This is a genomic window from Kitasatospora sp. NPDC053057 (assembly GCF_044546945.1).
GTDB lineage: Bacteria > Actinomycetota > Actinomycetes > Streptomycetales > Streptomycetaceae > Kitasatospora.
Genome location: NZ_JBITZP010000013.1, coordinates 38210 through 54850, shown reverse-complemented (window position 1 = coordinate 54850; position 16641 = coordinate 38210). Strand labels below are relative to the sequence as shown.

Here is a 16641-nt window from a genome sequence, read left to right as displayed (position 1 = left end):
CGGATCAGCTCCCTTCGGAATGGTCGGCCCCGTTGAGGGCGTCCTGGAGTTGCTTCGGGGCGCGGCTGGGCCGGCGCGGCACCGGCGGGAGCACCTGCCCGGGCAGCGGCGGCACCGGGTACCCGCCCGCCATCGGGTCGAACTCGCCCTCGGCCGGCCCGTTCTCGGCCGTCGCAGCCTCCTCGGGCTGCTTCCTCAGGAAGTCCCGCACCAGCGCCAGCAGCAGGACCGCACCGACCGGCGCGCCCACGTACAGCACCACCTGGCCGAAGCCGTACCCCTCGTTGCGCAGCGCCCGCACGCTGGCGATCAGCACCAGCCACACCAGCGAGACCGGGATCAGCACCTTCCAGCCCAGCTTCATGAACTGGTCGTAGCGGAACCGGGGCAGCGTGCCGCGCAGCCAGATGAAGAAGAACAGCAGCAGCTGGATCTTCAGCGTGATCCACAGCATCGGCCACCAGCCGTGGTTGGCGCCCTCCCAGAAGGTCGACACCGGCCACGGGGCCCGCCAGCCGCCCAGGAACAGGGTCGAGGCCACCGCCGAGACCGTCACCATGTTGACGTACTCGGCCAGCATGAACATCGCGAACTTCAGCGAGGAGTACTCGGTGTTGAAACCGCCCACCAGCTCGCCCTCGGCCTCCGGGAGGTCGAACGGCGCCCGGTTGGTCTCGCCCACCATCGCGATGATGTAGACGATGAACGACACCGGCAGCAGCGCCGCGAACCAGGTCGGCTGCTGGTGCGCCACGATCTCCGAGGTCGACATCGAACCCGAGTAGACGAACACCGCCGCGAAGGACAGGCCCATCGCGATCTCGTAGCTGATCATCTGCGCGGCCGAGCGCACCCCGCCCAGCAGCGGGTACGTCGAACCCGACGACCAGCCCGCCAGCACGATCCCGTAGATGCCGATCGAGGCCGTCGCCAGGATGTACAGCAGCGCCACCGGGAAGTCCGTCAGCTGCATCGCCGTCCGGGTGCCGAAGACCGACACCTCGTTGCCGGCCGGACCGAACGGGATCACCGCGAAGGCCATGAACGCCGGGACGGCGCAGACGATCGGGGCCAGGACGTAGACCACCTTGTCCGAGCCCTTGACCACCAGGTCTTCCTTCAGCGCCAGCTTCACGCCGTCCGCCAGCGACTGCAGCAGGCCCCACGGCCCGTGCCGGTTCGGCCCGATGCGCAACTGCATCCAGGCCACCACCTTGCGCTCCCAGACGATCGCGACCAGCACCGTCAGCACCAGGAACGCGAAGCAGAACACCGCCTTCAACAGCACCAGCCACCACGGGTCCTGGCCGAAGAAGTGGAGCGTCTCGTACGGCTGCGAAGTCATCGGACCTCCCCCTCCCGGGCCTCGCCCGCGACGTCCTCGACACCCTCGACGCCCTTGGGGGCGGCGACCGGCGCGAGTTCGGCCGCGGCGATCGTCACCAGGTGGCCGACGGTGGTGCCGAGCGCGCGATGGGCGCCGCCCGGCGTGGAGTTGAGCGGGATCCAGACCGTGCGGTCCGGGACGGACTCGGTGACCTCCAGCGGCAGGACCAGCGAACCGGCCGGGCCGGTCAGCCGCAGCGCCCCGGCCGCCTGCGCACCGGCCTCCTTCGCGGTGGCCGCCGAGACCCGGGCCACCGCCCGGTGCCGGGTGCCCGCCAGGTGCGGATCACCCTGCTGCAGCGAGCCCTCGTCCAGCAGCAGGCGCCAACCCGCCAGCACCGCCTGGCCGGTGGCCGGCCGCGGCAGCACACCCGGGTGCGCCGCCGGAGCGGCCGCGCGGTCGCCCCGCCACGGCTCGAAGCGGTCCAGCTCCAGCCGGGCCGCCCGCACGTCCGCCAGACCCAGCCGGTGCCCCAGCGCGTCCGCCAGCATCGCCAGCACCCGCAGGTCCGACTGGAGGTGCCGGCCCATCTGCTGGTCCGGCTTGAGCGCGGCCTCGAACATCCGCACCCGGCCCTCCCAGTCCAGGAAGGTGCCCGCCTTCTCCGCCACCGCCGCCACCGGCAGCACCACGTCGGCGCGCTCGGTCACCGCCGACGGCCGCAGCTCCAGCGACACCACGAACGCCGCCGCCGCCAACGCCTCCCCGGCCAGCGCCGGATCCGGCAGGTCGTCCGGATCCACCCCGCCGACCAGCAGCGCGTCCAAGTCGCCCTGCACCGCCGCGGTCAGGATCTGGCCGGTGTCCCGGCCCGGACGCGACGGCAGCTCCGCCACCCCCCACACCGCGGCCGCCTCCGCCCGCGCCGCCGCGGCGGCCACCGGACGGCCACCCGGCAGCAGGCCCGGCAGCGCACCCGCCTCCACCGCCCCGCGCTCGCCCGCCCGGCGCGGCACCCAGGCCAGTTCCGCCCCGGTCGCGTGCGCCAGCCGCAGCACCGCCGTCAGCGCACCCGGCACCGCCGCCAGCCGCTCACCCGCCAGGATCACCGCACCCGGCCGGCGCAGCAGCTCCGCCGCCCGGCCCGCGTCGTCGTTCAACGGCTCGTCCGCGGCCAGCGCCGCGAACCACTCCGGCTCGGTGCCCGGAGCCGCCGGCAGCAGCCCACCGCGCAGCTTCGCCAGCCCCCGGGAGGCGAAGGCCGCCACCGAGAACACCTTCAGGCCCTTCGCCCGGCTCGCCTTCCGCAGCCGCAGGAAGACGATCGGCGACTCCTCCTCCGGCTCGAAACCCGCCAGCAGCACCGCCGGAGCCTGCTCCAGCCGCTCGTAGCTCAGCCCGGTGCCGTCCACGTCCACCCCGCGCCCGGCGACCGCCGCGGCCAGGAAGTCCGCCTCCTCACCGCTGTGCGGGCGGGCCCGGAAGTCCACGTCGTTGGTGCCCAGCACCACCCGGGCGAACTTCGCGTACGCGTACGCGTCCTCCACCGTCACCCGGCCGCCCGCCAGCACACCCGTACGGGCCCCGCGCAGCCCCTCCGCCGCCCGGGCCAGCGCCTCCGGCCAGGACGCCGGCACCAGCTCGCCGTCCACCCGCACCAGCGGCGTCGTCAGCCGGTCACGCTGCTGGGCGTAGCGGAAGGCGAACCGGCCCTTGTCGCAGTTCCACTCCTCGTTCACCGCCGGGTCCTCGCCCGCCAGCCGGCGCAGCACCTTGCCCCGCCGGTGGTCGGTGCGCTGGGCGCAGCCCGCCGAACAGTGCTCGCACACGCTCGGCGAGGAGGTCAGGTCGAAGGGACGCGAGCGGAAACGATAAGCCGCCGAGGTCAGCGCACCGACCGGGCAGATCTGGATGGTGTTCCCGGAGAAGTACGACTCGAAGTCGTCCCCCTCACCCGTGCCCACCTGCTGCAGCGCCCCGCGCTCCACCAGGTCGATGAACGGGTCCCCGGCGATCTGCTGCGAGAACCGGGTGCAGCGCGCGCACAGCACGCAGCGCTCCCGGTCCAGCAGCACCTGGCTGCTGATCGGCACCGGCTTCTCGTAGGTGCGCTTCATGCCCTCGAAGCGGGAGTCCGCGTCGCCCGTGGACATCGCCTGGTTCTGCAGCGGGCACTCGCCGCCCTTGTCGCAGACCGGGCAGTCCAGCGGGTGGTTGATCAGCAGCAGCTCCATCACGCCGCGCTGCGCCTTCTCGGCCACCGGCGAACTCAGCTGGGTGCGCACCACCATGCCCTCGGCGACCGGGATGGTGCAGGAGGCCACCGGCTTGCGCTGGCCCTCGATCTCCACGATGCACTGCCGGCAGGCGCCGGCCGGATCCAGCAGCGGGTGGTCGCAGAAGCGCGGGATCTGGGTGCCGATGGTCTCGGCGGCCCGGATCACCAAGGTGCCCTTGGGGACCTTCACTTCGACGCCGTCGATGGTGAGCGTGACCAGTTCGACCGCGGTGTCGGAGGCGGTTGGCTCAGTGATCGTCACGCGTGCACCTCCCTTTCGGTGGCGGACTGGTGGCCGGGGCGGGGGCCGTCGGCCCAGACGGTGGAGGCGGCCGGGTCGAACGGGCAGCGGCGCTCGGCCAGGTGCTGCTCGTACTCGGCCCGGAAGTGCTTGAGCGAGGAGACGATCGGGCTGGCCGCGCCGTCGCCCAGCGCGCAGAAGGACTTGCCGTTGATGTTGTCAGCGATGTCGAGGAGCTTCTCCAGGTCCCCCTCGACGCCCTCGCCCGCCTCGATCCGCTTCAGCAGCTGGACCAGCCAGTAGGTGCCCTCCCGGCAGGGGGTGCACTTGCCGCAGGACTCGTGGGCGTAGAACTCGGTCCAGCGGGTGACCGCCCGCACCACGCAGGTGGTCTCGTCGAAGACCTGCAGCGCCTTGGTGCCGAGCATCGAACCGGCCGCGCCGACGCCCTCGTAGTCCAGTGGGACGTCGAGGTGCTCGTCGGTGAACATCGGGGTCGAGGAGCCGCCCGGGGTCCAGAACTTCAGCCGGTGCCCGGCCCGGACGCCGCCGCTGAGGTCCAGCAGCTGGCGCAGGGTGACGCCCAGCGGCGCCTCGTACTGGCCCGGGTTGGTGACGTGGCCGGAGAGCGAGTACAGCGTGAAGCCCGGGGACTTCTCGGTGCCCAGGCCCTTGAACCAATCCTTGCCGCGGGCCAGGATCGCCGGCACCGAGGCGATCGACTCGACGTTGTTCACCACCGTCGGGCAGGCGTACAGGCCGGCGATCGCCGGGAACGGCGGCCGCAGCCTCGGCTGGCCGCGCCGGCCCTCCAGCGAGTCCAGCAGCGCCGTCTCCTCGCCGCAGATGTACGCGCCGGCGCCGGCGTGCACGGTGATGTCGAGGTTCACGCCGGAGCCGAGGACGTCGCGGCCCAGCAGCCCGGCCTCGTACGCCTCGGCCACGGCCGCGTGCAGGCGGCGCAGCACCGGGACGACCTCGCCGCGCAGGTAGATGAAGGCGTGGTCACAGCGGATCGCGTAGGAGGCGATCACCATGCCCTCGATCAGCGAGTGCGGGTTGGCGAACAGCAGCGGGATGTCCTTGCAGGTGCCCGGCTCGGACTCGTCGGCGTTGACCACCAGGTAGTGCGGCTTGCCGTCGTTCTGCGGGATGAACTGCCACTTCATCCCGGTGGGGAAGCCCGCACCGCCGCGGCCGCGCAGTCCGGAGTCCTTGACCAGGGCGATCACGTCGTCCGGGGGCATGGCGAGGGCCGCCTTGAGGCCCTCGTAGCCGTGGTGGCGGCGGTAGGTGGCGAGGGTCCAGGGTCGGCTGTCGTCCCAGGGGTCCGACAGGACGGGGGTGAGCAGCTTCTCGGCCGGCTCGGCGGAGGTCATCACGCTTCGGTCCCTTCCTGGCCGTCGGCCTTGCCCTCTTGGCCCGGCTCCTCGTGGCGGGGGGAGACGACCTTGGTGCCCGGGGTGCCGGGCAGGGTCTCACCGCGGGCCAGCCGCAGGCCGGCCAGCGAGGGGGCGCCGCCGGCGCCGGACTCGTCGTTGGCGCCGGGGCGCTCGTCGGGGAAGCCGGCCAGGATCCGGGCGGTCTCCTTGAAGCCGCACAGCCGGGCGCCGCGGGTGGGCCGCACCTCGCGGCCGGCCCGCAGGTCGTCCACCAGCTGCCGAGCGCTCTCCGGGGTCTGGTCGTCGAAGAACTCCCAGTTGACCATCACCACGGGGGCGTAGTCGCAGGCGGCGTTGCACTCGATGTGCTCGATCGAGATCTCGCCGTCCTCGGTGGTCTCGTTGTTGCCGATCCCCAGGTGCTGCTGGAGCTCGGCGAAGATCTGGTCGCCGCCGAGCACCGCGCACAGGGTGTTGGTGCAGACCCCGACGTGGTACTTCCCCGCCGGGCGCCGCCGGTACATCGTGTAGAAGGTGGCGACGGCGGTGACCTCGGCGGTGGTGAGGTCCAACTGCTCGGCGCAGAACCGGATCCCGGTCGGGCTGACGAAGCCCTCCTCGGCCTGCACCAGGTGCAGCAGCGGCAGCAGCGCCGAACGGGCCTGGGGGTAGCGGCCGATCAGCTCGGCGGCGTCGGCGGCCAGCCGGGTGCGCACCTCCTCGGGATAGGGCGGGGCCGGCAGCGCCGGCAGTCCGAGTTCGACGTTGGTCACCGGTCCACGCCTCCCATCACCGGGTCGATCCCGGCCACCGCGACGATCACGTCGGCCACCTGGCCGCCCTCGCACATCGCCGCCATCGTCTGCAGATTGGTGAACGACGGATCCCGGAAGTGGACCCGGTACGGGCGCGTCCCGCCGTCGCTGACCACGTGCACGCCTAGCTCGCCCTTGGGCGACTCGACCGCCGCGTACGCCTGGCCGACCGGGACCCGGAAGCCCTCGGTGACCAGCTTGAAGTGGTGGATCAGGGCCTCCATCGAGGTGCCCATGATCTTGCGGATGTGGTCGAGCGAGTTGCCCAGGCCGTCCGGCCCGACGGCCAGTTGGGCGGGCCAGGCGATCTTCTTGTCGGCCACCATGACCGGGCCCGGGCGCAGCCGGTCCAGGCACTGCTCGACGATCCCCAGCGACTGCTTCATCTCCTCCAGGCGGATCAGGAAGCGGCCGTAGGAGTCGGCGCTGTCCGCGGTGGCGACCTCGAAGTCGTAGTCCTGGTAGCCGCAGTACGGGTCGGTCTTGCGCAGGTCGTGCGGCAGGCCGGCGGCGCGCAGGATCGGGCCGGTGGCACCGAGGGCCAGGCAGCCGGCCAGGTCCAGGAAGCCGACGTCGACCAGGCGGGCCTTGAACACCGGGTTGGTGGTGGCGAGTTTGTCGTACTCGTGCATCCGGGAGCGGAAGGTGCGGACCGCCTCCCGGATCTGGTCCACCGCGCCCGGGGGCAGGTCCTGGGCGAGGCCGCCGGGGCGTACGTACGCGTGGTTCATGCGCAGGCCGGTGACCAGCTCGAAGACGTCCAGGATCAGTTCGCGGTCCCGGAAGCCGTAGATCATCAGGGTGGTGGAACCGATCTCCATGCCACCGGTGGCCAGGCAGACCAGGTGCGAGGCGATCCGGTTGAGCTCCATCATCATCACGCGGATGACGCTGGCCCGGTCCGGGACGTCGTCGGTGATGCCGAGCAGCTTCTCGACCGCCAGGCAGTAGGCGGTCTCGTTGAACAGCGGGGTCAGGTAGTCCATGCGGGTCACGAAGGTGGTGCCCTGGACCCAGCTGCGGAACTCCATGTTCTTCTCGATGCCGGTGTGGAGGTAGCCGATGCCGCAGCGGGCCTCCTTCACCGTCTCGCCGTCGATCTCCAGGATCAGCCGCAGCACGCCGTGGGTGGACGGGTGCTGGGGGCCCATGTTGACGATGATGCGTTCGTCGTCGGCCCGGCCGACCGCCTCGACCACCTCGCCCCAGTCGCCGCCGGTGACGGTGAAGACCCGGCCCTCGGTGGTCTCGCGGGCGTCTGCTTCCTCGTAGTGCTGAGTACTCATCAGCTGTACGACCTCCGCTGGTCGGGTGCCGGGATCTGGGCGCCCTTGTACTCGACGGGGATGCCGCCGAGCGGGTAGTCCTTGCGCTGCGGGTGGCCCAGCCAGTCGTCCGGCATCATGATCCGGGTGAGCGCCGGGTGGCCGTCGAAGACCAGGCCGAAGAAGTCGTAGGCCTCGCGCTCGTGCCAGTCGTTGGTCGGGTAGACGCTCACCACGGAGGGAATATGCGGGTCGGCGTCCGGCGCGGTGACCTCCAGCCGGATCAGCCGGCCGTGGGTGATCGAGCGCAGGTGGTAGACCGCGTGCAGCTCGCGGCCCTTGTCGCCGGGGTAGTGCACTCCGCTGACGCCCAGGCACAGCTCGAAGCGCAGCGCCGGGTCGTCGCGCAGGATGCGCACGGCCTTCAGGAGGTGGGCGCGGTCGAGGTGGAAGGTCAGCTCGCCGCGGTCGACCACGGTCTTCTCGATCACCTCGGCCGGGTCCAGGCCCTGCTCCTCCAGGGCGCCCTCGAACTCGTCGGCCACCTCGTCGAACCAGCCGCCGTACGGGCGTTCGCTCGGACCGGGCAGCACGATCGGGGCGGCGAGGCCGCCGAAGCCGGAGGTGTCGCCGCTGCCCCGGGTGCCGAACATGCCCTGGCGGCTGCCGACCACCTCGACCGGGATCTCACGCACCGGCCGCTCGCGGCGGGTCTCGGGTACCTGCTCGTTCATCGCAGCTGCCCCCGCATCTCGCTGACCGGGGTGGCCTTGAGGGCCAGGGCCTCGCCGAGTTCCTCGGCGCGGCGCCGGTTCACGCCCAGCGGCTCGTGCTGGATCTTGTCGTGCAGCTTCAGGATGGCGTCCATCAGCATCTCCGGGCGGGGCGGGCAACCGGGCAGGTAGATGTCCACCGGGACGATGTGGTCGACGCCCTGGACGATCGCGTAGTTGTTGAACATCCCGCCGGAGGAGGCGCAGACGCCCATCGAGATGACCCACTTCGGGTTGGCCATCTGGTCGTACACCTGGCGCAGCACCGGGGCCATCTTCTGACTCACCCGGCCCGCCACGATCATCAGATCGGCCTGCCGGGGGGAGCCCCGGAAGACCTCCATCCCGAACCGGGCCAGGTCGTAGCGGCCGGCGCCGGTGGTCATCATCTCGATCGCGCAGCAGGCCAGACCGAAGGTGGCCGGGAAGAGTGACGCCTTGCGCACCCAGCCGGCGGCCGTCTCCACGGTCGTGAGCAGAAAGCCGCTCGGCAGCTTCTCCTCGATTCCCATCAGATCCCTCTCAATGCCCTCAAGTCCTCTGGTACGTCCGGCGATACGCCCGGGGAGCATCCGGGAGAACGTCCGGCCCGTTCGAGCTTGTCCACTCGTTCACAAGGGCGGCGGCGCCACCCCTGACTCAGTCCCGCTCCAGGGCTCCGTCCACTCCGGGGCTCAGTCCCACTCCGGGGCTCAGTCCCGCTCCGGGGCTCAGTCCCACTCCAGGCCGCCGCGGCGCCAGACGTAGGCGTAGGCGACGAAGACGGTGGCGATGAACAGGAGCATCTCGACCAACCCGAAGATCCCCAGGGCGTCGAAGGTCACTGCCCAGGGGTAGAGGAAGACGATCTCGATGTCGAAGACGATGAAGAGCATCGCCGTCAGGTAGTACTTGATCGGGAACCGACCGCCGCCCACGGGCTGCGGGGTCGGCTCGATGCCGCACTCGTACGCCTCCAACTTGGCCCGGTTGTAGCGCTTGGGGCCGGTGAGTGAGGCCATCACGACGGAACCGACCGCGAACGCCGCCGCGATGGCACCGAGTACGAGGATCGGCGCGTAGGCATTCATAGCCCCGCTCCCTCCGTCCAGTCGTCCTTGACTGCAGATCGGAACCGGCGGGTCACGCTGTGGTGAACCCGCGTTCCAGTTCCCGAGATCCACCTCATGTGAGGCAGTTCACAAAGCCTGGGACGAGCGCATCCTATGCCCGGTGACTTGTGATCTGCGACACGCAGTTCGTCGTCATCTTTGTGATCTACGACACCATGTGAATGGTGGCGAATGTGAACATGCCCAGAGTTGTCAACGCAAAGGAGTCAAATGGTCACAAGCGGTCGCATTCACCTTTGAAGCGGCTGGTCAAGGACGGGTTCCTATATCAACTATGCGTCGGGGACGGCAAATTTCCGGGCGTCAGGTTGACGTGTTATGGGGGCTCACTCGGAGGGGTGGTGGGGGGAGGAACGCTTGCTTGACCTTTCGTTCACAAGCGCGCGAAGTTGTCGTGGGGGGGTTCCCCTCCCCCTCCCCCTCCCTCCCCCATCCGCCCGCCGCCCGCCGCCCGCCGCCCGCCGCCCGCCGCCCGCCGCCCGCCGCCCGCCGCCCGCGCCAGGGTTGCCCACCTGCTGCCGCGTGTCACCTGCGCTGAGCCGGCCGGTCTCAGCGCGGAGCTGCTGCGCGCTCGCAGCTCCGGCAGCCTGTGGGCCCCTGGGGGCCTGCCCTCGCCCTCCTCCTCCGCCTCCGCTATCGCGGCTCTGCCTCCCATTGCGGGCAGGCCCCACTTCCTGGTGCGGCCCTCAGATCGCTGGGCCCGCCTCCACCTCCGGCCTTGCCTCCCTCTCGTTCTCGGGGCTCGCCCTCGTGCGGGCCTCCTCCACTGATCCGCTTTCGCCCTGCGGGCCGGGCAGCCGGTTACCGGTTACTGGCTGCCTGTTCCCACACCCAGGCCGCGACGCCCACCCGGTTGCGGGCGCCGAGCTTGCGCTGGATGTTGGCGAGGTGGTTCTTCACCGTGCCCGGTGAGATGAAGAGCCCGGCGCCGATCTCGGCGTTGGTCGCTCCGTCGGCCACCAGCTCAGCGATCTCCCTTTCCCTCTCGGTCAGTTCCTCCACCGGGCCGGCTATCAACGGGCCCGGCACGCCTACCGCGGCCGCAGCCCCCGGCGCCGGGCTGGATCCCGGCAGCGCCATGTGCTGCAGCAGCCGGACCGTGATCTGTGGGCTGATCAACGCGTCCCCGGCCATCGCGGCCCGGATCGCCTCGATCAGCAGTACCGGCCCGGAACGCTTCAGAAGGAAGCCCGCCGCACCGTGCCGCAAGGCCGTGTGCACGTACTCGTCCAGGTCGAAGGTGGTCACCACGATCACCTTGCACTGGCCGGCCAGCTGCCGCGTGACCTCCAGGCCGTCGAGCTTCGGCATCCGGATGTCCGCGAGCACCACGTGCGGCCGCAGCCTCTTCGCCTCCGCCACCGCCGCGGCACCGTCTGCCGCCTCGGCCACCACCGTCATGTCCGGCTGGACGTCCAGGATCATCCGGAACGCGCTGCGGACATCCGCCTGGTCGTCGGCGACCAGGATCCGAATCGGTCCTGCGCTGCTGCTCATCTGCTCTTCTCCCCTGCACCCGCACTGGTCCTCATCGGGGTCTCCGGCCGCTCCGGTTCCGCCTGCCCTGCCAACGGCAGCCTCGCTGTCACGCGCCAGGCCTCCTGCTCGTGCGCACCTGCCTCGAACGTGCCGCCCAAGGCCTCCACTCGCGCCGCCAGCCCTGCCAAGCCGCTGCCGCCGCCACGGCGGGGGCGGGCGACCGGGCCCGGCGCCCGGCCGTCGTTCGTCACGGTCAGCTCCAGCCACTCGCCGGCGCAGCGGGCCCGGATGTCGATCCGGCGGGCGCCCCGGGCGTGCCGCCGGACGTTGGTCAGCGCCTCGACGACGATCCGGTGGACCGTCCCGCCCACCTCCCTCGGAACCGGCTGCTCCGGCAGCTCCAGCCGGACCTCCGTGCCGCCGGTGGCAGTGAACTGCTCTGCCACCTGAGCCAGTTCGGCGAGACCGGGCTGTGGACTGCGGCCACCGGCCTCCTCACTGCGAAGCAGCTGCACGGTCCGGTCCAGCGAGGCCAGGGCCCGCTGCCCTGCCTGCTCTATCCGCTCGAACATCTCGGCCGTCCGCGCCGGGTCGATGGAGGCCAGGTACGCCCCCGCCTGCGCCTGGGCGACCATGCCGCTGACGTCGTGCGCGACGAAGTCGTGGAGGTCGTGGGCCAGTTCGATCCGCTGTGCCCGCCTGGCCTCGTCCACCGCCTGGGCCCGGCCCTGGTCCAGACCGCGCAGGTAGAGCCCGATCAGCACCGTCGGCAGGGACAGCATCGATCCGAACCCGAAGAGCGTGAGCGCGTCGGCGGGGCCGTCGAACCGGGACGGCCAAAGCGCGACCGCTCCGCACGCCGTCCAGGCGGCCGCCGCACACCGCGGGCCGTCCTCGGCGCGCAGGCTGAGGACCACCGCCAGCAGCAGGGCGGCCAGTTCGGCCAGGCCGACCAGCCCGGTCCAGCGGTCCGCCTCCGCCCAGCGGCCGGCGAACCAGACGGTGACCGAGACCGCCGCCGACACCGCGCCCAGCACGGTGGTCACCGCCGCCGATCCGTGCCGCCCGCGGAGTAGCCAAGCCGGCAGCAGCAGGGCCGGGACGGCCAGGGACAGGAGCTGAGTCATCGTCACCACCTCTCACGGACTCTTCGACTGCCGTCACATTACGACGGGCCACAGCGGGTCCGCCTGTGCCGATCGGCATATTTCACAGGCCGGTTGAGCAGCGAGAACAGCCCGATCGGCACTGCCGCTGGCCCCTGGCGGACCTCCAGTCTTGAGTCACCGCACCGGCCGACGGGGCCGGACCGAAAGGAGCCCACCGTGTCGAAGCTCGTGATCAACGCCCGCATCGCCACCACCCACCGAGCCCATGCGGTCGGGGCGGCAAGCACGGCCGCCGAGGCCGCCCCCGTTGCCCCGACCGTCCCGCCCGCACCCCGTTGGGCTCAGCTGGCCGCCAAGGCCGCCGTTTTGAGCACCGTCCCCTCAGGGTTGTGGCGGATCGTCTTCGGCTTCGGCGTCCAGGTCGGCTTCACCGGTGCGACGGCCGCGGAATACGGAGCGCACCAGCCGGGTTGGGGCACGGTCTACTGCGTGGTGCTGAGCGCCCTGACCGAGGCCCTGGCCTTCCTGACCCTGGGACTGGTCCGGCCCTGGGGGCTGGTAGCGCCCCGGTGGATCCCGCTGATCGGCGGCCGCCGGGTTCAGCCGCTCGCCGCGATCGTCCCGGCCCTGCTGGGTTCGGTGATACTCACCGTCCTCGGAATGGAGGGGCTGTTCGGCGGCTGGGCCCACAACCTGGCCGAGCCGGATTCGCCGCACGGCTTCGCCGGCCTGGTGATGACTGCCGCGTACCTGCCCCTGGTGGCCTGGGGCCCGCTGCTCGGCGCGGTCACGGTCGACTACGCCCGTCGGACGCTGTGGCGGCGCCGGTGACCACGACGACGGATCACGCCGGGGTCGGCTCCCGTGTCTGCTCCCCGGTCCTCGCATCCGCCGCAGCGCCTGTCCCGTCCTCGCCCCTGGCCGGGCGCGGCGCGGGGGCGGTGCGCCGGCCCCACTCGGTCGCGACCAGCACCAGGGCTCCGCCGAGCAGGGCGAGCGGGCCCATCCGGTTCCCGGCGACGGTGATGCCGAGGATCGCGGCCCACAGGGGTTCGGTACCGAGGAGCAGGCTCACCCGGGACGGCGAGGTGGCCCGGACGGCCCACATCTGAACGAAGAAGGCGAAGAGCGTGCAGAACAAGGACAGGTGTAGCAGCCAGGCCCACTGGCCGGCTCCGTACGAGAGCGCGACGGTCCACGGCGCGGGCCCGACGGCGAGTGCGACGACCGAGAACACTGCGGTGGCAACGGCGAGTTGGACCCAGGTGACGGCGAGCATGTCGGTGTCGCGAACGGCCCGGGTGCGGGCCATCGCAAGGACGTACGCGGAGCGGACGAGGGCGGCGCACAGCACGAGCAGGTCACCGAGCGTCGGAGGGCGCAGCCCCCCGTCGCCGGTGAGCAGGGCGACGCCGAGGACGGCCAGCCCGGCGGCCGCGAGGAAGGCCCGCGATGGTGCGGTCCGGCCGAGGGCGCTCTCGCCGAGGGGGGTGAGCACCATGGCGAGGCTGATGATCAGCCCGGCATTGGTGGCGGAGGTGTGCACGGCGCCGTAGGTCTCCAGCAGGAAGATCCCACTGAGGACGAGGCCAAGAGCGGCGCCGCCGAGCCACTCGGCTCGGGTCAGTTTTCGCAGGGCCCGCCACGCGGCCAGCCCGAGCAGCGGCAGCACCAGCCCGAAGCGCAGGACAAGCATCGCCACGACCGTCCCGGGCTCGGCCACCCGTTGGACGGCGAGGAAGCTCGACCCCCAGACCACTGCCACGAGCAGGACCGGCAGATCACGAAGAACCGATGAGGACGAGGACAGGGAGGCACGCATGAGGAGGATCCCTCCGAGCGAACGGAACCGGCGGGTGCGAGGACCGTACGGCGGCGGACGGACCCAGGAGCTGGGCGTGTGGCTCAGCGGCGGACGGGGTGAGGGATGGAGCAAGGGGGCGCCATCTTCGCGCACCGGCCCACCGGTGATCAATGCCCCTGCCGGGTGCCGGCGGGTCAGGAGGCGAGCAAGCCGTTCGTCTCGGCGATGGCCTCGATGTCGGCTGGGGTGCCGGACATGATGGCGCGGACGTGCTCGGTGACGAGCTCGACCGGCCAGTCCCACCAGGCGGCGCGGAGCAGGCGTTCGATGTCGGCGTCGTCGAAGCGGCGCCGAATCGGGCGGGCGGGGTTGCCGCCGACGATCGTGTAGGGCTCGACATCGGCGGTGACCATCGCACCGGCCGCGATGATCGCTCCGTCGCCGATCCGGACACCGGGCAGAACGGTGGCGCCGAAGCCGAACCAGACGTCGTTGCCGACCACGGTGTCGCCCCGGCTGGGAAGGCCCGTGACGATGTCGAGGGTCTGCTCCGTCCAACTGCCGCCGAACATCGTGAAGGGAAAGGTGGACACACCGATGGTCGGGTGGGCGGCCCCGGCCATCAGGAAGCGGGTGCCGGTGGCGATCGCGCAGTACTTGCCGATCACCAGCCGTTCGGGGCCGTAGGCGTAGAGGACGTTGCGCTCCTCGAAGCGGGTGGCTCCGTCGGGGTCGTCGAAGTAGGTGTACTCGCCGACCTCGACCCTCGGGTCGGTGACGAGCGGGCGCAGCAGGACCACCCGGTCGTGGCCGGCGAGCGGGTGGAGGGCGGTCGGGTCGGGGATGGCGGTGGCGGTCACGCAGGCTCCTCTCGTAATGCGACTTCAGTCGCATTACGATGAGCATGGCACGATCACCACCCCGCAGCAAGCCTTAATGCGACTGGAGTCGACTTTGAGCGAGCCCATCCACCCCGATCAGCAACTCCGCACGCCGTCCTCGCGCCCGGGCGGCCGCAGCGCCCGGGTCCGTGCGGACGTGGTCGCCGCCACGCTCGCCGAGGTCACGGAGAAGGGCTACGACGGACTCACCGCCGAGGCGGTCGCGGCCCGGTCCGGCGTCCACAAGGCGACCCTCTACCGGCGGTGGGGCGGGGTCGACGGCCTGGTCGCGGACGCCCTGACCGCCTCGGCCGACCAGCCCTGGCCGCTGCCCGACACCGGAGACCTCCAGGAGGACCTCCGCCGAATCACCCAGGAGGTGTTCAACGTCTTCACCGACCCCGAGCAAAGCCCCACGCCCACCGCGCTGATCTCCGCCGCCCAGCGCTCCGACACCGGCGCGGCAGCCCTCCGCGAGTTCTTCGCGGCCCGCCACCGCCAAGCCGCCGAGGTCGCCGAACGGGCCGTCGCCCGAGGCGAGTTGCCAGCCGGAACGGACGGCGCCGAGGTCATCAGGGCCGCGACCGCGCCGCTCTACTACCGACTGTTCGTCACCGGCGAGCCGCTGGACGCCCGCACCGCCGAGCGAGCCGCCGATGCCGCCGCCCTGGCCGCCCGCGCCGGGCTGTTCACCGCCACCCCGACGGCCCCGGTGGCCCCACCCGCTCCGACCGCTCCGACCGGCCCGACCACTCCGACCGACCCGACCACCCCGACGACCCCGGAGGCTGACGCCACCCCGAACGCCCCCACCCCGTAGCCGCAGCCCGACACTCAGAGCCACCCCCGCAACCTGACTGACTGCCCATCACCACCACTCAGCCAAAGGAGCCCCAGCCGTCCCGACCCCTACCGGAGACCCATCGGGCCGTGGATGATGCCTGCATGACAATCATGCCGTCCACCACCCCCCGGAAGGCCCGTCACGTGAAGCGCAAGCACTGGGCGCTGGTCGCCGCCGCCACCGTCCTCCCGCTCGCGGCGAGCACCGGCACCGCCGTCGCGGCGCCCTCCGGCGCCACCCCCGCCCAGAGCGCGGCCTGCACCTACACACCCGCCGTCCCGGCCGACAACTTCAAGGGCATCCCGGTCTTCGACGCCCAGAAGGCCGCCCGCCCCTACCACGCGACCCTGCGGACCAGCCAGGGCCCGATCACCTTCGAGGCCTTGACCGACAAGGCGCCCTGCACCACCTTCTCGTTCCGTTACCTCGCCGAACACGACTACTTCGACCGCAGCCACTGCCACCGCCTCACCACCCAGCGGATCTACGTCCTGCAGTGCGGCGACCCGACCGGAACGGGCAGCGGCGGTCCGGGCTACTCCTTCCCGGACGAGAACCTGACCGGCGCCACCTATCCGGCGGGCACCGTGGCCATGGCCAACGCCGGTCCGAACACCAATGGCAGCCAGTTCTTCATCGTCTGGAAGGACACCAAGCTCTCCCCCGCCTACACCCCGTTCGGCCGGGTCACGGCCGGCCTGGACGTCCTGCAGAAGATCGCCGCCGCCGGCGAGGACGACCAGAACGGCCCCGGCGACGGCTACCCCAACGTCCCCGTGAACATCCACCACGTGAAGATCAGCAAGCACTGACCGGTGGCCGACCGGCGGGAGGGCCGGGCATCCCCGCCCGGCCCCACCCCCCGTCGCCGCTCCCGTACGGTGGCTGGCAGCACCAACGACACCGCAGGGAGCAGCACCGCATGGACAGCCGGATCTGGGAGAGCGTCGACCACCTGGTCGCATGGCTGGACGAGCACAGCACGCAGTCGCCGCAGGAGGAGCGTCTGCTGCGGCTGCTCAAGCTCTCCGAGGAGGTCGGCGAGGTCGGCGCGGCGGTGATCGGCGCCACCGGTCAGAACCCGCGCAAGGGCGTCACCCACACCTGGGAGGACGTCCAGCACGAGCTCTGCGATGTCGTCTTCAGCGCCCTCGTCGCCCTCCGGACGCTCACCCCCGACGCGGCCCGGGTGTTCGCCGATCGCCTCGCCTACGTCGAACAGCGCTCCGCCGCCTCCCGGCGCCCGGTCGACGGGCCTGAGAAGACGGCGGAGGAGAAAGCCTGAGGCGAAACCCAGCGAAACCCAGCGAAACCCAGCGCAGCCTGGCCGA

General features: G+C 71.6%; 16 protein-coding genes. 4 read left to right on the top strand and 12 right to left on the bottom strand.

What is annotated here, in order from left to right:
- Positions 1-4: 4 nt before the first annotated feature.
- From nuoH to ACIG5E_RS16085, 10 genes are all read right to left on the bottom strand, one after another.
- Positions 5-1345 carry an NADH-quinone oxidoreductase subunit NuoH gene (gene nuoH / locus ACIG5E_RS16130; protein ID WP_396534041.1) on the bottom strand — a complete coding sequence of 447 codons (1341 nt, stop codon included), beginning with the start codon at positions 1343-1345 and terminating at the stop codon, positions 5-7.
- Positions 1342-3867 (bottom strand): NADH-quinone oxidoreductase subunit G, encoded by a 2526-nt coding sequence (locus ACIG5E_RS16125; RefSeq protein ID WP_396534040.1) that lies wholly within the window; start codon positions 3865-3867, stop codon positions 1342-1344. The genes nuoH and ACIG5E_RS16125 overlap by 4 nt, the downstream gene beginning before the upstream one ends.
- The gene (nuoF, locus tag ACIG5E_RS16120; RefSeq protein ID WP_396534039.1) at positions 3864-5225 is read right to left on the bottom strand and encodes an NADH-quinone oxidoreductase subunit NuoF; all 1362 of its coding nucleotides are present in this window, start codon (positions 5223-5225) and stop codon (positions 3864-3866) included. Before nuoF ends, ACIG5E_RS16125 begins: the two co-directional genes overlap by 4 nt.
- Entirely contained in the window at positions 5225-6001 is a 777-nt protein-coding gene (gene nuoE, locus ACIG5E_RS16115; RefSeq protein ID WP_396534038.1) for an NADH-quinone oxidoreductase subunit NuoE, read from the bottom strand. Before nuoE ends, nuoF begins: the two co-directional genes overlap by 1 nt.
- The gene (locus ACIG5E_RS16110; RefSeq protein ID WP_396534037.1) at positions 5998-7329 is read right to left on the bottom strand and encodes an NADH-quinone oxidoreductase subunit D; all 1332 of its coding nucleotides are present in this window, start codon (positions 7327-7329) and stop codon (positions 5998-6000) included. The genes nuoE and ACIG5E_RS16110 overlap by 4 nt, the downstream gene beginning before the upstream one ends.
- A complete protein-coding gene (locus ACIG5E_RS16105; protein ID WP_396534036.1) occupies positions 7329-8042 on the bottom strand; it encodes an NADH-quinone oxidoreductase subunit C in 714 nt (237 codons plus the stop codon). The genes ACIG5E_RS16110 and ACIG5E_RS16105 overlap by 1 nt, the downstream gene beginning before the upstream one ends.
- On the bottom strand, positions 8039-8593 hold the full coding sequence (locus ACIG5E_RS16100; protein ID WP_030286559.1) for an NADH-quinone oxidoreductase subunit B family protein: 555 nt from the start codon (positions 8591-8593) through the stop codon (positions 8039-8041). Before ACIG5E_RS16100 ends, ACIG5E_RS16105 begins: the two co-directional genes overlap by 4 nt.
- A 198-nt stretch (positions 8594-8791) precedes the next feature.
- Positions 8792-9151 (bottom strand): NADH-quinone oxidoreductase subunit A, encoded by a 360-nt coding sequence (locus ACIG5E_RS16095; protein ID WP_030060100.1) that lies wholly within the window; start codon positions 9149-9151, stop codon positions 8792-8794.
- 843 nt (positions 9152-9994) lie between these two features.
- Positions 9995-10690: a response regulator gene (locus ACIG5E_RS16090; protein ID WP_396534035.1), complete on the bottom strand. Its 696-nt coding sequence runs from the start codon at positions 10688-10690 to the stop codon at positions 9995-9997.
- Positions 10687-11799 (bottom strand): sensor histidine kinase, encoded by a 1113-nt coding sequence (locus ACIG5E_RS16085; protein ID WP_396534034.1) that lies wholly within the window; start codon positions 11797-11799, stop codon positions 10687-10689. The genes ACIG5E_RS16090 and ACIG5E_RS16085 overlap by 4 nt, the downstream gene beginning before the upstream one ends.
- A 198-nt stretch (positions 11800-11997) precedes the next feature.
- Between ACIG5E_RS16085 and ACIG5E_RS16080 the strand changes: the two genes are divergently transcribed.
- Positions 11998-12612, top strand: a complete 615-nt coding sequence (locus ACIG5E_RS16080; RefSeq protein ID WP_396534033.1) for a hypothetical protein — start codon at positions 11998-12000, stop codon at positions 12610-12612.
- A gap of 13 nt (positions 12613-12625) precedes the next feature.
- Here the strand turns inward: ACIG5E_RS16080 and ACIG5E_RS16075 are convergent, their stop codons facing one another.
- Together ACIG5E_RS16075 and ACIG5E_RS16070 are read right to left on the bottom strand one after the other, a co-directional pair.
- Positions 12626-13603 (bottom strand): DMT family transporter, encoded by a 978-nt coding sequence (locus tag ACIG5E_RS16075; protein ID WP_396534032.1) that lies wholly within the window; start codon positions 13601-13603, stop codon positions 12626-12628.
- A 176-nt stretch (positions 13604-13779) separates the two neighbouring features.
- The gene (locus ACIG5E_RS16070) at positions 13780-14445 is read right to left on the bottom strand and encodes a CatB-related O-acetyltransferase (RefSeq protein WP_396534031.1); all 666 of its coding nucleotides are present in this window, start codon (positions 14443-14445) and stop codon (positions 13780-13782) included.
- Between the two features lie 94 nt (positions 14446-14539).
- On the opposite strand from ACIG5E_RS16070, the gene ACIG5E_RS16065 reads away from it, so the two are divergent.
- The 3 genes from ACIG5E_RS16065 to ACIG5E_RS16055 all read left to right on the top strand — a co-directional run bounded on the left by ACIG5E_RS16065 (position 14540) and on the right by ACIG5E_RS16055 (position 16595).
- Positions 14540-15286, top strand: coding sequence for a TetR/AcrR family transcriptional regulator (locus tag ACIG5E_RS16065; RefSeq protein ID WP_396534030.1), 747 nt, complete (start codon positions 14540-14542; stop codon positions 15284-15286).
- A 125-nt stretch (positions 15287-15411) separates the two neighbouring features.
- Positions 15412-16122: a peptidylprolyl isomerase gene (locus tag ACIG5E_RS16060; protein ID WP_396534029.1), complete on the top strand. Its 711-nt coding sequence runs from the start codon at positions 15412-15414 to the stop codon at positions 16120-16122.
- A gap of 110 nt (positions 16123-16232) precedes the next feature.
- The gene (locus tag ACIG5E_RS16055; RefSeq protein WP_396534028.1) at positions 16233-16595 is read left to right on the top strand and encodes a MazG-like family protein; all 363 of its coding nucleotides are present in this window, start codon (positions 16233-16235) and stop codon (positions 16593-16595) included.
- The last annotated feature ends 46 nt before the right edge of the window (positions 16596-16641 follow it).

Excerpts from the sequence above, each read along its gene's own strand:
- ACIG5E_RS16095 (WP_030060100.1), bottom strand. The coding sequence starts at position 9,151 with ATGAATGCCTACGCGCCGATCCTCGTACTCGGTGCCATCGCGGCGGCG.
- ACIG5E_RS16100 (WP_030286559.1), bottom strand. The coding sequence starts at position 8,593 with ATGGGAATCGAGGAGAAGCTGCCGAGCGGCTTTCTGCTCACGACCGTG.
- ACIG5E_RS16075 (WP_396534032.1), bottom strand. The coding sequence starts at position 13,603 with ATGCGTGCCTCCCTGTCCTCGTCCTCATCGGTTCTTCGTGATCTGCCG.
- nuoH (WP_396534041.1), bottom strand. The coding sequence starts at position 1,345 with ATGACTTCGCAGCCGTACGAGACGCTCCACTTCTTCGGCCAGGACCCG.
- ACIG5E_RS16085 (WP_396534034.1), bottom strand. The coding sequence starts at position 11,799 with ATGACTCAGCTCCTGTCCCTGGCCGTCCCGGCCCTGCTGCTGCCGGCT.
- nuoF (WP_396534039.1), bottom strand. The coding sequence starts at position 5,225 with ATGACCTCCGCCGAGCCGGCCGAGAAGCTGCTCACCCCCGTCCTGTCG.
- ACIG5E_RS16105 (WP_396534036.1), bottom strand. The coding sequence starts at position 8,042 with ATGAACGAGCAGGTACCCGAGACCCGCCGCGAGCGGCCGGTGCGTGAG.
- ACIG5E_RS16110 (WP_396534037.1), bottom strand. The coding sequence starts at position 7,329 with ATGAGTACTCAGCACTACGAGGAAGCAGACGCCCGCGAGACCACCGAG.
- ACIG5E_RS16055 (WP_396534028.1), top strand. The coding sequence starts at position 16,233 with ATGGACAGCCGGATCTGGGAGAGCGTCGACCACCTGGTCGCATGGCTG.
- ACIG5E_RS16090 (WP_396534035.1), bottom strand. The coding sequence starts at position 10,690 with ATGAGCAGCAGCGCAGGACCGATTCGGATCCTGGTCGCCGACGACCAG.
- ACIG5E_RS16060 (WP_396534029.1), top strand. The coding sequence starts at position 15,412 with ATGACAATCATGCCGTCCACCACCCCCCGGAAGGCCCGTCACGTGAAG.